Raw genomic sequence first — 15,015 nt, 5'->3', positions numbered from 1 at the left:
TAAAAGTATTCAAAAGTAGTCTTATTCAATGCCAGCCTACTGCATTAATTCAGGACAGCAGCCTGATAATGCCAAAATTGTGATCTTCCTCGCACTTTATGTAATCGGTTACATTCCTTCCTTGATAGGCCCTGAGAACTCTTGATAGCTTCTCTTTGCCCATTATCCGCCCGTCCTTCCGGACAGGGATTTCCGGGCTCCCAACAAGAAGCTGGGCGAACCATTAAGGATGATAGATTATGCACTTTAGAAGCTTGCCGGCCCTGGCGGCGGCAATGACCGTGCTCGTTCTGACAACGGGCTGTAACTCGAGTTCCTCCACTGCCAATAACTCCAGTGCCGAGACTGATGCCGACATCAATGTGGTTGGCCTGCGCACTCAGGTTCAGTCTGTGAGCAATCACTATCACGAACTCTATCCTGACGAGTTCTACTACACACTCCAGTTCCAGGTTGCCGTTGCCGGAGAGAACCTGCCGGACGATGTGCACTCCATCGAGGCCTGGTATCCGGAACGGGAAGAATGGAGCCATCTGACCGATACCGCCATTCTGGTTGGTCCGCACGCCAACGATATGTACTACAGCGACGGCGTGTTCTACTCCAATCACCTGTACAGGCCAGCATCCTGGGGTGGCGGTCCGGATGTGTACCAGCGACTGCAGCTCGATGGCTGGCAGATCCGTGTCACCGACCGGGACGGGGGCGTTCATCTGCTTGATCTGACCCTGGATGTACCGCCGGAGGATGCCGACAGCAGTGCTGACCATGTCGAGGCGTTGCAGTATCAGGATTCGACCCCGACCGATATCCGAACTCTGGGCCTGGTCTCCGGGACCATCAAGGATATCACCCCGGAGAGGGTCACTCTGGATGTCAGTTACGAGGATCCGCGTGTGCATTCGTTTCACATTGTGGTCTACAGCGCCCTGGAGGAAGAGGACAAGGAACTGCGTCCCCTTGGCGAAACGCAAGAATACCGCGTGGAAGACCTGAATATCGCTGCCGATGGCCAGGCTCTGGAGCTGACCTTCAGCCGTGATGATCTGATCTGGTGGGGGCGCCCCGGCAACCCGGAGCAGGAGTATTTCACCTCCGACATCGTCGAGTACCGCATTTTCGCCCACAGCGCCCCGGTTGAAAAGGAGGGCTTCCCATACCCCGAGGCCGCTTTCAGTTCCATCCATCGCCATGAACTGCCCGAGCCCTGAAACGGGATAGCAGGCTCGTCAGTTTCATATCGATAATCGTTTTGCATGCAAGGAAACAACATGATCAAGGATTGCTCTTTACTCGGAATGCGAGTGGTGCTGGTGGCGGCCTTTCTGCTCCTGCTGACAGCCTGTGATACCTCGGGCGGAGGCAGTGACGTGACACGACCGGGGGGCGCCTTCGGGGTCACCGACGCAGTGGGTTATTTCAAGGCGCACCACCCCCGTGAGAACGCCAGCTTTGGCAGCGCTGTTGCACTCTCCGCCGATGGTGACACCCTGGCGGTGGGCGATCCCTGGGAATTCGGGACAGCCGCTGGCGTTGGTGGCAATGCAGCGCTTCCGAGCCCGGAACTGACCCGGTCAGGTGCCGTTTTCCTGTATTGACCAGACAGGACACTAGGAAGACAGGTGCACGATTCTGTCCACGGTCGGCAGGGCGGTTTCGTCATGCCCCAGCGCCAGCAGTGTCTTGCCCGGCAGCCAGGCGGCCAGCACCTGACGAATGCCGTCGGCGGTAAATCGGTCGAGGCCGCTGAAGGGCTCATCCAGCACCACGATCGCGGGGTCTTTCAGCAGCAGTCGGGCCAGGGCCAGGCGCCTGGCCTCGCCACCGGAAAACTGCCGGCCGGTTTCTCCCACCGGGGTGTCCAGCTGCCGGGGCAGTTCCTGCACCAGCGTATCCAGACCCACCTGATGCAGCGCTGCCCAGAGGTCGGCATCACTGGCCTGCGGGCAGGCCAGGAGCAGGTTGCTGGCCACGGACTCATTGAACAGATCAGTCTGCTGGGTCAGGTAGCCGATACGTGCCAGCCACTGCGCTTCGGCAAGCGCGCTCAGGTCGGTGTCATTGACGGTGATCTGGCCTGCAGTGGGTTGCAGCAGGCCAACCAGCAACTGCGCCACGGTCGATTTGCCACTGCCCGAGGGGCCGATCAGCCCGACCTGGGCGCCGAAGGGCAGTTCCAGATCGAACGCCTGCAGCGCCGGCAAGTGCGGGTTGACCGGGTAGTGCAGGCTGACCTGCTGCAGGCGGATATGCGGCCGGTCCGGCACTGAAACCGTGGCAGCCGGTCCGGCCTCCGGGACTGCCGTATCCTCGTTCAGCCGGGCCGCCGCGGCGACCGTGGCGCCCCAGTGCCCGAAGGCCTTGGGCAGCAGGGCGAAGGCCTCGCCCAGTGCCATCACGGCCAGTGGCAGCATGACGGCCACCGGGCCGGTTATCTGGCCGGCATTGAAGGCCAGCAAGGCAGCAATCAGACTCAGCACCACGGCGCTCTGCACACCCACTGTGGCCAGACCATTGGCGCACGCAATCTGCCGTGCTACCTGATGCTGGCGCTGTTGCAGCAACTGCTCGTGCCGCTGCTGTTCGACCTGATGGCGCTCCAGCATGCCATAGGCAGTCAGTTCGCTCAGGCCCTGCAACTGTTCGATGCTGGTAACGCGCAGTTGTTCCAGGCGCGCTGACAGTTCGGCACTGGCGGCGCGGCTGCGGCGGGCCAGGCCCCAGGTCAGAGCCAGCAACAGGCAGCTCAGGCCGAGGCCAATGATCAGCCCGGTTGCGGGCAGAAAGATCATGATCAGGCCGGCCACCAGCGCAATACCGGCGGCGGTGACCAGGGGCGGCGCCAGCAGGCGCAGGTAGAGGTTGTCCAGCGTATCGATGTCGGCGGTCAGCCGGTTCAGCCATTCAGCGGCGCGCAGCCGCCCGAGGCGGGTGCCGTCCAGTCGGGTCAGTCGTGCAAAGGCGGCGGTGCGGAGCTCGGCCAGCAGGCGCAGTACGGTGTCATGGTTGTACAGCCGCTCCAGATAGCGGGCCACGGTGCGGCTCAGGGCGAAGGCGCGAATGGCCCCACCGGGTACATAGATATCCAGTGTGGCTGCCACCCCGGCGGCCAGCAGCAGACCGGTCAGCGCGGTGGCGGTAATGAACCAGCCGGAGACGGCCAGCAGCCCGATGGCCGAGGCCACGGTCAGCAGCATCAGCGCGGCGCCGATCCAAAGCCGGCGCTGCTGCTGCAGAATCAGCTTCAGCCAGGGGGCCAGAATGCTGTGATCAGAGCGTTTCATCGGATGCCGGGCCTCCGGTTGCCGGGGCAGTGGCGCGCCCCTGGGTCACGATACGCTGGGCGGCGGCCAGCAGGTGCGGATGGTGAGTGGCGACAATCAGGGTCCGCCCCTCGTCCACCAGGGCCTGCAAGCCCTGGATGATATGGGCTTCGCTGTCTGCATCCAGACCCGTGGTAGGCTCATCCAGCAGTACCAGCGGCGAGGCGGACAGAAACACGCGCGCCAGTGCCAGGCGCCGAGCCTGGCCACCGGAAAGCCCGCGGCCGCCTTCGCCGACGGGGCTGTCGATGCCGTCGGGCTGGGCTGCCAGCAGTGGTGCCAGACCGGCATGGGCCAGTGCCGCCCGCATCTGTTCGGCGGTGGCTTCCGGGCTGGTCAGGCGCAGATTGTCGGCCCAACTGCCCTGAACAATACAGGGGCGCTGGTCCATCCAGGCCAGGCGCAGCCGCCCGGGCACATCACCGAAGACAGTGATGGTCCCGGCATCGGGGTGGATGAAGCCGGCAATCAGCTGCAGCAGCGTCGACTTGCCGCTGCCGGAAGGGCCGGCCAGAGCAACAAATTCACCGGCCTGGACTCTGAGACTGAACCGGTCCAGCACGGCCCGCCGCCCCGGATGGCCGAAGTGGAGGTCAGCGATGTCGATGGCCGGTCGGGTTGGGTCACGGATGTCATCTGTGCGCAGCGCTGCGTCCGTGGTCTCGGCGCTCCCGGCCTGCGGTTGATCCTCGGCGAGCAGCAGCGGCATCAGATGTTCCGCTGCGCCCAGTGCCGCCGCCCGGTCATGATAGTGCTGCGCCAGGGTACGCAGCGGCTGAAAGAACTCCGGGGCCAGCAACAGCATGAACAGCCCGCTGAACAGCGTGAGCTCCGGGGCCGGGCCCCAGTCGATATAGCCCAGCAGGCCGAAGCCGATATAGATGGCAATGACGGCAATGGCCACCGAAGCGAAGAATTCAAGCACGGCAGAAGACAGGAATGCCAGGCGCAGGGTGCGCAGGTTGAGCAGCCGGTATTGATCGGCCGCCGCCGCGACCTGGCGCACGGCCTCCCGGGTCTGACCGAACAGACGCAGCGTGGTAAGCCCGCGTACCCGGTCGACAAAATGCCCGGCAAGGCGCTGTACCAGCGCAAAATGCTGCTGGTTGAGTTTCTCTGCGCCCATGCCGACCAGGGCCATGAACATTGGAATCAGGGGGGCAGACAGCAGCAGAAAGAGCGCCGCCAGCCAGTCCAGCCAGACGTACACCCCCAGTATGAGCAGGGGGATCAGGACGCAGACCCACATCTGCGGCAGAAAGCGGGCGTAATAGCCGTCCAGCGCCTCTACCTGTTCCACCGCCTGGCTGGCCAGCCCGGCCGGTGAGGCGCCCGCCAGCCGCACCGGCCCCAGCGCGGCCCAGCGCTGCATCAGGCGCAGGCGCACGGCGGCCCGGATATGGCTGCTGGCCCGATGCCCGGCAGACTCCTGCCAGGCCTGGGTCAGGCCACGTCCTGCCAGTACGGGCAGCAGCAACAACAGGGGCCAGAGCAGTGTGGTCAGCTCAGTCCGGTGCAGAATGACAGCCTGCACCAGCCAGGCGATCAGCGCCATCTGCACCACAATCAACAGGCCGTTGAGCAGACCGGCGAGAATGGCCAGGCGGCCCGCCCCCTGATCCAGCCGACGCTGGCGGTCAAGCCAGCGCCGGGGTGTCATTGCATCTGCAGGATCGGGTTCAGTGGTAGCCAACGCCTGCCTTCACCTTGCCGCGGAATACCCAGTAGGTCCAGGCGGTGTATGCCAGCACGATGGGGATGACGAACAGCAGACCCAGCAGCAGGAAGAGCTGGCTTTCCCAGGCCGAGGACGCGTCGTAGATGGTGTAGTCGGGCGGTACCACATAGGGCCACTTGCTCGCCACCAGACCGAGGAAGGTGAACACGAAGATACCCATGGTGGCGACGAACGGCATGCCGTCCTGACGCTTCTGCACCGAGCGGAACAGTACCCAGGCAAAGAAGGCGGTCATGGCGGGCAGCACCCAGATAATCTGGATGTTGGAGAACCAGCGGTCCCACACGGCCGGGTTCACGAACGGCGTCCAGATGCTGATGATCACGAACACGGCCAGCACGGCACCCAGCAGGGGCAGGGTGATTTTGTACGCCCAGTCCTGGATGTAGCCTTCGGACTTCATGATCAGCCAGGTGCTGCCCAGCAGCGCATAGCCGGCCAGCAGACCGAGCCCGGTGAGCACGGTAAAGGGCGTCAGCCAGTCGAAGGGACCACCGACAAAGACACCGTTTTCGACCGCAAAGCCCTGGATATAGTTGCCGACCACCACCCCCTGCGCAAACGAGGCCAGGATGGAGCCACCGGCAAAGGCCCAGTTCCACAGGTACTTGGAGGTGCGCGCCTTGAAACGGAACTCGAAGGCGATACCGCGAAATATCAGGCCGGTCAGCATCAGAAAGACACCGATGTACAGGGCCGGCAGGAACACGCTGTATACCAGCGGAAACGCAGCCAGCAGGCCAGCGCCACCGAGAATCAGCCAGGTTTCATTGCCGTCCCAGACCGGGGCGACCGAGTTCATCATCACATCGCGGGCGTCTTCGTCGGGGGCAAACGGAAACAGGATGCCCTGCCCGAGGTCAAAGCCGTCCATCAATACATACATGATGATGCCAAAGCCGATTATCAGGGCCCAGATCAAAGCCAGATCAATCAATTCCATCTCAACGTCCTCCTGCTTCCAGTGTGACATCAGCGCCGGACCAGGGCCGCTTGGCACTGTGCGGCTCGTCTATGTGGTCACCGGTATGGGTGTCTTCCATGCCGACCTGGAAAATGCGCATCAGGTAGTAGACGCCGGCCGCAAACACCAGCGCGTACACCAGCACATAGCCGATCAGTGTGAACAGGGCCATGCCCCCGGTCAGGGACGGCGTCAGGCCCTCGGCCAGCGTCATTTCGCCCCAGACCAGCCAGGGGTAACGACCCACCTCGGTGACAAACCAACCGGCCACGACGGCAATGAAGGGCGTGATGCTCATGTACGTCAGGCCCTTCAGGAACCAGGGCGTTTCGGCAAATCGGCCACCGCGACGCAGGACCAGCCCGGCCAGCGCAAAGGCAATCATCAGCAGGCCGATGCTGACCATGATGCGGAAGGACCAGAACACGATGCCCACGGGCGGCTGTTCTTCCACCGCCACTTCATTCATGCCCGGCACCTGGCCGGCCCAGTCATGCGTCAGGATGAAGCTGGCCAGGTTCGGAATGCCGATTTCCAGATGATTGGTCTGGTTGGCCTGATCCGGGATGGCGAACAGCAGCAGGGGTACATTGGTATCCGTCTCCCACAGGCCTTCCATCGCCGACACCTTAACCGGCTGGTATTCCAGTGTGTTGAGACCATGCAGATCACCGACCCAGGCCTGTGCCGGGGCGAAGAACAGCAGCATCCAGAGGCACATGGAGAGGGCCTTCCTGTTGGCTTCCACTTCCCGTTTGCGCAGCAGATACCAGGCACTGACACCGGCCACCACGAAGCCGCCGGTGAGGAAGGAGGCCATGACCATGTGCGCAAATCGGTACGGGAAGGACGGGTTGAACAGGGCTTCCATCCAGGACGTGACGAAGACCGCCCCGTCCCGGAACTCCACGCCGGCAGGGGTCTGCATCCAGCTGTTGGCCGACAGAATCCAGAACGACGAGATAAAGGTGCCAACAGCCACCATGACGGCGGCAAACAGATGCACTCCGCGCGGTACCTTGTTGCGACCGAACAGCAGCACACCCAGGAAGGTGGCTTCCAGGAAGAAGGCGGTCACCACCTCATAACTGAGTACGGGGCCCAGGAAGTTGGCGGAGGCCTGCGAAAAGTTGCTCCAGTTGGTGCCGAACTGGAAGGCCATCACGATACCGGTGACAACCCCCATACCGAACACCACGGCGAAGACCTGGGTCCAGAAGCGGGCCAGCTTTTCCCAGACCGGGTTTCGGGTCTTGAAAAACAGGCCTTCCAGGACGGCGATATAGGACGCCAGGCCAATGGTAAACACGGGAAAAATGGCGTGAAAAGACACCACAAACCCGAACTGTATGCGGGATAGCAGGAGAGGATCGAGTTCCATCGAAGGCTCCGGAAGGAAAGTGAGTGGTCTGACCTCGTCAGCATAATGCAGGCCTCATGGGGCAGGGTCTGATAACAGGCCGACGGGTCCCCCGAAAACACTGGAGAGTATAATAGACGAGGCGGGTCGAGCGCACTTGATCCAGGTCAAGGAATGCCAAAGTCTACTTACATGGGGGTATTGCCAAATCAGCGTCGGCGGTTCCGGAAAGGGCGACTCAGAGCTCGGACTGGACCCGCCGCAACGCCCGGTGCAGCCGCGTCTTGCGTTTGGAGAGTTCGAGCAGGCTGTCTTCCACAAAGACCAGATGCTCATGCGATTTCTGCTGGGCGCGTTCGGCGTCACCCTCCAGGATGGCTTCCAGCAGCGCGCGGTGCTGCTCGGACAGCTTGCCGCGTGACTCGGGGCGCTCGAACAGGCTGGACAGGTTGTCCACGATACTGCGCTCCAACAGGCTGAACAGGCCGCGCATGGTATGCAGCAGTACCACATTGTGTGCCGCTTCGCAGATGGTCAGGTGGAAGGCAGCGTCGGCCTCGGCTTCCAGTTCCGGGTCCATGGCGTCATAGGTGGCCACCAGATTATCGAAGCGTTTCTGCAGAATGTCCTTGTCGGCCTGGGTGGAGCGCAGGGCTGCATAATAGGCCGAGATACCTTCCAGCGCGTGCCGGAATTCGAGCAGGTCGTAGTGAAACTCAGGATGAGTGCCGAACATTTCCATCAGCGAGTCGGCATAGGCAGCGCCAATCTCCACACTCACATAGGTCCCACCGCCCTGGCGGCTGACCAGCAGGCCCCGCGCGGCCAGCTTCTGAATGGCTTCACGCAGCGACGGGCGTGATACTCCGAACTGTTTGGCGAGTTCCCTTTCCGTAGGCAGCTTTTGCCCCGGCTTCAGACTGCCTTCCAGGATCATGGATTCGATCTGGCCCATGACCACGTCTGCGACACGCTGCGGACGCACTGGTGAGTAGGTCATCTGACTGCTCCTGTTTTGTCGCCGCTGCTACCCATTGCTTCGCCTGTATGTACTGGCCAGCAGCCCCTGTCAATTGGCAAGCAGTTTACCACAGCTGCTGCTTTTCCAGCTTGTAAGGGGTCAAAATAATTGGTAAGACCAGAATGGGTGCAGGTTCGGGTCGTTGTTTCAGGTCTGTGCAAGTGCCTGATATATGGGCATTTTCAGTCATATATAGCCTGAATAAAGAGGTTCTGAGAAAGAAATAGAGGCTCAGAGGTTGACTCTGCTCTGGTGGGGAATTAATCTGCGGTCAGATCATTTGGAAAATGGTCTTACCAATTTAGGTTGGCTAAAAACAACGACAAAAACGAAATACGCGAACGACACACGAATCAAGACAACAGTGTTAACAGGCGGACCGCCCCAGGATCCCGTCATCCTTGGCTTCTGTCAGCAGGCTTCTCTGCTGGAGCCACTGTACAGAAGACAACAATAAGAAAGCAGGAGGAAACTCATGTTCAACCGCAATCCGCTGCGTCAGTCCATCAAGGCAGTAACGGCTACCGTTACCACCGCCGCTCTTGTCACCGGGCTTGCCCTGTCTACCACCGCCACCGCTCAGGAGCGTGTGCGCTGGCAGGTGCCCATTGCTTTCCCGTCGCACTGGGTTGGTCTGAGTACCCCCATCGTGCACATGACCGAAACCGTGCGCACCATTTCCGGTGGCAACATCGACATGCGCTACTATGAGCCCGATGAGCTGATTCCGCCCTTCGAGATTCTCGATGCGGTATCTGAAGGTCAGTTCAATGCCGGTTTCACCTGGCTGGGTTATGATCAGGGCCGTATTCCCGTGCTGCCGCTGCTTGCAGGCCCTCCGTTTGGTATGGAGCCACCGGCATTCATGGCGTGGCACTACTTCGGTGGTGGCGATGAGTTGTTGCAGGAAGTCTATGAGCCCTATGGTGTGACTGCATTGCTGTGTGGTGTGATCGGCCCGGAAGCTGCCGGCTGGTTTGCCGAACCGCTCGATTCGCTTGATCAGATCGATGGCCTGCGTATCCGCTTTGCCGGTATCGGCGGGCAGGTCATGGAGAAGCTGGGCGCTTCCGTGACCATGCTGCCAGGTGGTGAACTTTACCAGGCCATGGACCGTGGCGTGATCGATGCTATGGAGTTCTCCGCGCCTGCGGTTGACCGTATTCTGGGCGTCGCCGACATCGTACAGAACTACATTTTGCCCGGCTGGCACCAGACTTACACAACCTCTCACCTGCTGATCAACACGGAAGCCTGGGAAGACCTGTCTGACCTGACCCGCGCGCAGATCGAGGTGGGCTGCCGTTCTGCTACTCTGTTCGGCTTCTCCGAGTCCGAGTGGGAGAACCCGCAGGCCATGCATGACTTCGAGGCTGACGGTGTGAACCTGCAGGTGCTCTCGCCAGAGATCCTGGCAGAGCTGGAAGAAGTGACCAATACAACACTGGACGAGATTGCCGCGGGTGACGAGATGTTTGCCCGGGTTCTGGAAAGCCAGCGTGAATGGATGCAGGTGCATGGTGTATGGCACGACAAGGGCCATCTGCCGCGGTCCTACTACGGCGGAGTCGCCGAATAAGTAACACCGCAGTGAGTGGCTAACGGCCGCTCCAACCGCGAGCCGGGCGGCCCGAAAGGGCCGTCCGGCTTATCATTGAATTCAATGTCAGCAGTGCAGGGTCTGCGTGCGAACAGACCAGGAGACCTCACATGTCGGAACAGAATCATAACAGGAGACCGGAAGAACGGACGCCTGAAGAAATGGTTCAGGCAATTGTTCCCGGGGCTGTGGAAGCCCGGCAGGATCTGCCTACCAATATCATTTCCCGCCCGGTCGATGCCGTGATCCGCTTTATCGGACAACTGGCTGCCTGGCTGTGGGTGGCCACCATAGCGGTGATCACCATCAACGTGGTGGACCGTTTCATGTTCGGTCGAGGTTCCATCGCTCTGGAAGAGCTCTCCTGGCACTTCTTTGGTGCTGCCATGCTGCTCTCGCTCAGCTATGCCGTGGTCACCGATGATCATGTTCGGGTTGATTTTCTGCGCGAGCGCTTCAGCCTGAAAACGCGGGCCTGGATTGAACTGCTTGCTCTGGTCCTGCTGGCCATGCCGGTATTCTGGATTGTACTGGAAGAAACCTACTCCTATGCCATGCGCTCCTATGTGTCCGGTGAGCGTTCGCAGGCGCCCAGCGGGCTGCCCAACCGCTTCATCATCAAGGGCGCCATGCCGCTCGGCTTTACTCTTCTGATGCTGGCCTTTGCCTCGCGCGCACTGCGCTGTATTTCGTTCCTGTTCGGTTTCCCGCGGCCTTTCTGGCCGCACGGTCGGGGGCCGGTTTCTGACAATGCTGAACAATCGTCGGGAGGAGCCTGATCATGTCCATTGAAACCCTGATGGTCCTGTTGATGTTCGGCTCCTTCATGATGCTGTTGCTGGCCGGTTTTCCGGTAGCCTGGTCGCTGGCGGGCATCGGCTTGCTGTTCGCCGTGATTGGTCATGTCATGGTGGAATCCTTCAATGCCGATATCTGGTTCAACTGGCGCGGCTCCATGGGCGTACTGGATCGGCGCATCTACAGCGTTGTGGCCAACGAGCTGATGGTGGCGCTGCCCATGTTCATCTTCATGGGCATCATGCTGGACAAGTCCGGTATTGCCGAAAAACTGATGGACAGCCTGGTTCGATTGTTCGGCGGTCTGCGCGGCGGCTATGCGGTGACTGTGGTCATTGTCGGTGTGCTGCTGGCGGCCTCTACCGGCATCATCGGTGCCTCGGTGGTGTTGCTGGGCATGCTCTCGATCGGCCCCATGCTGAAAGCCAAGTATGACAAGACGCTGGCGGTCGGTACGGCCTGCTCGGTGGGCACCCTGGGCATCCTGGTACCGCCCAGCATCATGCTGGTCCTGATGGCGGATCGCATGGGCACGCCGGCAGCATCGGTAGGTCGCCTGTTCATGGGCGCGGTGATTCCGGGACTGATGCTGGCTGGCATGTATATTCTTTATATTCTGATCCGGTCATATATGAAGCCGGAGTTTGCACCGGCGCCAGCCAACCGTGAACCGGTCGATCTGCGGGCATTCCTGGATGTGCTGATTTCGGTGGTGCCGCCACTGGCGCTGATCGTGCTGGTGCTGGGCTCGATCTTCACCGGCGTGGCCACCACCACCGAGGCCTCGGGTATCGGGGCGCTGGGTGCTACCCTGCTGGCACTTCTTTATGGGCGTCTCAACCTGACCAATTTCAAGCAGGCGCTGTACCAGACCAGTCGCACGACGGCCTTCATTTTCGGCATTTTCATTGGCGCCACCATCTATGCTGCTGTACTGCGCAGTCATGGCGGTGATGACGTGATCCGTAATGCCATTCTCGGTCTGCCGTTCGGTGTGACCGGCACCGTGCTGGTGATCTTGCTGGTGACCTTCCTGATCGGCTTCTTCCTGGACTGGGTAGAGATCACACTGATCGTGCTGCCACTGGTGGCGCCGGTCGTGCTCAGCCTGGGCGTGGACCCGGTGTGGTTCGCTATCCTGTTCGCCGTTTGTCTGCAGACGTCGTTCCTGACGCCACCCGTCGGCTTTGCGCTCTTCTACATCAAGGGCGTCTGTCCGCCCGGGATCGTGACGACGGATATCTACAAGGGTGTGGCGCCCTACATAGTGCTGCAGTTGATCGCTCTGCTGCTGATTTTCTGGTACGCACCGCTGGCCACTTGGCTGCCAGCTGAAGTATTCGGCCGCCGATAGGAGGAGTGATGGCAAAGCTGTATCCGGCCAAACCGGAGAAGGTCTACTTCTTCGGCACCTGCCTGATTGACATGTTCTATCCGGACGCCGGCATGGCCGGCATCCGGTTGCTGGAGCGCGAAGGCATCGAGGTCATCTATCCGCAGGGCCAGACCTGTTGCGGACAGCCTGCCTATACCTCCGGTTATCATGATCAGTCGCGGCAGGTAGCCGAGGCCCAGCTTGACCTGTTCCCCGGTGACTGGCCCATAGTGGTGCCCTCCGGTTCCTGCGGCGGCATGATGCGCGAGCATTATCCGCAGCTGTTCGCGGGTACCGCCAGAGCTGAGCAGGCACAGGCGGTAGCCGAACGCATCTGGGAACTGACCGATTTTCTGCTGCATGTCTGCCAGATAAGGTTGCAGGACCTGGGCGAGCCCATGCGGGTAACGCTGCACACCTCCTGCTCGGCCCGGCGCGAAATGCGGGTGGCCGATGCCGGCCCGGCCTTGCTGCAGCAACTGGACAATGTGGAACTGGTCGAGCCGGAACGGGCCACCGAGTGCTGTGGTTTCGGCGGCACCTTTGCGGTACGTCATGAGCAGGTCTCTGCGGCCATGGTCAGTGACAAGGTGCAGGCCCTCAGTGCTACCGGTGCAATGGCGTTTGCCACCACCGACTGTGGCTGCCTGATGAATATCGACGGCCATGCCAGAAAGGAACAGCAGCCCTTGTCGGGTGAGCATATCGCCAGCTTTCTGTGGCGGCGCACTCATCCTGCAGCGGAGGACTCCAGGTGACGGCTGAGCCCACCTTTCACACCAGAGCCCGGGCGTCCCTGGCCGATCCACAGATTCGGGCCAATTTCCGCAACGCCATGGATGGGCTCATGGGCAAGCGCACGGCCGCGTTCGAGGGCTGGGAACTGGAAGAACTGCGCACTCTGGGGGCCGCAGTGCGTCAGCGCGCGCTGAGCCAGTTGCCGGACCTGCTGGAACAGCTGGAAGCCAACTGCGAGCGTAATGGCATTCGGGTGCACTGGGCGCGCGATGGCGAAGAGGCCTGCAAGGTGATCACGGAGCTGTGTCAGCAGCACCAGGCGCGACATGTGATCAAGGGCAAGTCGATGGTGTCGGAAGAGATGGAGCTCAACCATCATCTCGCCGGGGCAGGCATCGAGGCGCTGGAATCGGACCTGGGCGAGTACATTGTGCAGCTTGCCGAGGAGACGCCATCCCATATCATCATGCCGGCGATCCACAAGAACACCGGCGAAATCTCGGACCTGATGCATGCGAAAACCGGCACCGAGCCGCGCCGGGATGTGCCCTACCTGACCAGCGCTGCCCGCCAGCAACTGCGGACAAAATTCATGCAGGCGGATGTCGGCATTTCCGGCGTCAATTTTGCCGTCGCCGCGACCGGCACCCTGTGTCTGGTAGAGAATGAAGGCAATGGCCGCCTGACCACCACTGTGCCTCCGGTGCATATCGCCGTGACCGGCATTGAGAAGGTGGTGGGTGGCCTGGAAGATGTCGCACCGCTGCTGGCACTGCTCACTCGCTCGGCTACCGGGCAGCATATCACCACCTATTTCAACATGATCTCCGGCCCGCGGCCGGAGGGTCATCTCGATGGCCCGCGCGAAGTGCATCTGGTGCTGGTCGACAATGGCCGCTCGGAGATCTGGCAAGACGATGAATTGCTGGAAACGCTGCGCTGCATACGCTGCGGGGCCTGCATGAATCATTGTCCGGTCTACACCCGGGTGGGCGGTCACGCCTATGGCACCACCTATCCCGGGCCTATCGGCAAGATACTGATGCCCCACCTGCAGGGGTTGGCACAGACACAGGACCTGCCTTCGGCGTCCTCGCTCTGCGGTGCCTGTGGCGAAGTCTGTCCGGTGAAGATCCCCATCCCGCAGTTGCTGGTGCGCCTGCGCCGCGAGGCGGTGGACGGTGACAAACTGAACCCCTCCGTCGTGCGCGGCCATGGCGTCAAGCGCCGCCGCCTGGAAGCCCTGGTGTGGCGGCTCTGGGCCTGGGGGCACGCCCGACCGGCGCTGTATCGCTTTGGCCTTGCTCTGGCGCAACGGCTGCGCTTTCTGCAGCCGCGGCGCCTTGGCGCCTGGACTCGGCATCGCACGGCTCCGGTGCTGGCCAGTGACAGCCTGCATGCCCGCATGGCGCGGCGCGATGGTGGTAGCTCATGAGTGCCCGCGAACAGATACTGGGCCGCTTGCGCCAGCGCAAGGCAGCCGTGCCCGCGTCCGAACAGCCCGATTTTTCCGTACTGACCCGGCGTCAGTGGTCCGCCGGGGAGCGTCTAGACCTGTTCCGGCAGCAAATCGAATCCGTGCATGGCGAGGTCATGCGAGTGCCGCGCGAAGACTGGCTGACGCCTCTGGTCGGGTGGCTGCAGCAGCGCGAAATCAGCACGCTGCTGGCGCCGCGTCAGCATGAGGTGGGGCAGACCCTGCGCGCCGGTTGGACTGCGGCGACCGGCAACAAGGGGCCCGAACTGCGCGCCTATGATCGACCCATCGAGGCCTGGAAGCCTGAACTGTTCAGTGAAGTGGATGCGGCCCTGACCTCGACTCTGGGTGGCATTGCCGAAACCGGCAGCCTGGTCCTGTGGCCGGATGCCGACCAGCCCCGGTTGATGAGCCTGGTGCCGCCCATCCATATCGCGGTGCTGGATGCCGATCGTATTTACAGCAACTGGCTGGAACTGCTGCGCGAGCAGGACTGGGCAGCAGGCATGCCGGCCAATGCATTGCTGATTTCCGGGCCGTCGAAAACAGCGGATATCGAACAGACACTGGCTTATGGGGTGCATGGGCCGGCAGAACTTCTCGTACTGGTACGCCAATAAA

The 15,015-nt window shown here is 61.5% G+C and carries 13 protein-coding genes; 8 read left to right on the top strand and 5 right to left on the bottom strand.

Annotated elements, in window-relative coordinates:
• Positions 1-239: 239 nt before the first annotated feature.
• A complete protein-coding gene (locus E4656_RS08490) occupies positions 240-1,211 on the top strand; it encodes a hypothetical protein (protein WP_135482763.1) in 972 nt (323 codons plus the stop codon).
• A gap of 60 nt (positions 1,212-1,271) precedes the next feature.
• The gene (locus E4656_RS08485) at positions 1,272-1,598 is read left to right on the top strand and encodes a hypothetical protein (protein ID WP_135482762.1); all 327 of its coding nucleotides are present in this window, start codon (positions 1,272-1,274) and stop codon (positions 1,596-1,598) included.
• A 12-nt stretch (positions 1,599-1,610) separates the two neighbouring features.
• Here E4656_RS08485 and cydC read toward each other — a convergent pair whose 3' ends face one another.
• The 5 genes from cydC to E4656_RS08460 form a co-directional block, all read right to left on the bottom strand.
• A complete protein-coding gene (cydC, locus tag E4656_RS08480; protein ID WP_135482761.1) occupies positions 1,611-3,284 on the bottom strand; it encodes a thiol reductant ABC exporter subunit CydC in 1,674 nt (557 codons plus the stop codon).
• Entirely contained in the window at positions 3,271-4,983 is a 1,713-nt protein-coding gene (gene cydD, locus E4656_RS08475) for a thiol reductant ABC exporter subunit CydD (protein WP_135482890.1), read from the bottom strand. Before cydD ends, cydC begins: the two co-directional genes overlap by 14 nt.
• Positions 4,984-5,002: 19 nt before the next feature.
• Positions 5,003-6,004: a cytochrome d ubiquinol oxidase subunit II gene (gene cydB / locus E4656_RS08470; protein WP_135482760.1), complete on the bottom strand. Its 1,002-nt coding sequence runs from the start codon at positions 6,002-6,004 to the stop codon at positions 5,003-5,005.
• A gap of 1 nt (position 6,005) precedes the next feature.
• Complete coding sequence (locus E4656_RS08465) at positions 6,006-7,406, bottom strand: cytochrome ubiquinol oxidase subunit I (RefSeq protein WP_135482759.1); 1,401 nt, start codon at positions 7,404-7,406, stop codon at positions 6,006-6,008.
• A 217-nt stretch (positions 7,407-7,623) separates the two neighbouring features.
• Positions 7,624-8,385: an FCD domain-containing protein gene (locus E4656_RS08460; protein ID WP_135482758.1), complete on the bottom strand. Its 762-nt coding sequence runs from the start codon at positions 8,383-8,385 to the stop codon at positions 7,624-7,626.
• Between the two features lie 496 nt (positions 8,386-8,881).
• Between E4656_RS08460 and E4656_RS08455 the strand changes: the two genes are divergently transcribed.
• The 6 genes from E4656_RS08455 (at position 8,882) to E4656_RS08430 (ending at position 15,014) form a co-directional block, all read left to right on the top strand.
• The gene (locus E4656_RS08455) at positions 8,882-9,985 is read left to right on the top strand and encodes a TRAP transporter substrate-binding protein (RefSeq protein ID WP_135482757.1); all 1,104 of its coding nucleotides are present in this window, start codon (positions 8,882-8,884) and stop codon (positions 9,983-9,985) included.
• 131 nt (positions 9,986-10,116) lie between these two features.
• Positions 10,117-10,785 carry a TRAP transporter small permease subunit gene (locus E4656_RS08450; protein ID WP_240753941.1) on the top strand — a complete coding sequence of 223 codons (669 nt, stop codon included), beginning with the start codon at positions 10,117-10,119 and terminating at the stop codon, positions 10,783-10,785.
• Between the two features lie 2 nt (positions 10,786-10,787).
• A complete protein-coding gene (locus E4656_RS08445) occupies positions 10,788-12,158 on the top strand; it encodes a TRAP transporter large permease (RefSeq protein WP_135482756.1) in 1,371 nt (456 codons plus the stop codon).
• An 8-nt stretch (positions 12,159-12,166) separates the two neighbouring features.
• Positions 12,167-12,937, top strand: coding sequence for a (Fe-S)-binding protein (locus tag E4656_RS08440; RefSeq protein WP_135482755.1), 771 nt, complete (start codon positions 12,167-12,169; stop codon positions 12,935-12,937).
• On the top strand, positions 12,934-14,352 hold the full coding sequence (locus E4656_RS08435) for a LutB/LldF family L-lactate oxidation iron-sulfur protein (RefSeq protein WP_240753940.1): 1,419 nt from the start codon (positions 12,934-12,936) through the stop codon (positions 14,350-14,352). Before E4656_RS08440 ends, E4656_RS08435 begins: the two co-directional genes overlap by 4 nt.
• Positions 14,349-15,014, top strand: a complete 666-nt coding sequence (locus tag E4656_RS08430) for a LutC/YkgG family protein (protein ID WP_135482754.1) — start codon at positions 14,349-14,351, stop codon at positions 15,012-15,014. Before E4656_RS08435 ends, E4656_RS08430 begins: the two co-directional genes overlap by 4 nt.
• Position 15,015 lies beyond the last annotated feature (1 nt).

It is taken from the genome of Natronospirillum operosum (genome assembly GCF_004768465.1).
In the GTDB taxonomy this organism is placed as follows: domain Bacteria; phylum Pseudomonadota; class Gammaproteobacteria; order Pseudomonadales; family Natronospirillaceae; genus Natronospirillum; species Natronospirillum operosum.
This window is presented reverse-complemented; position numbering and strand designations above follow the sequence as displayed.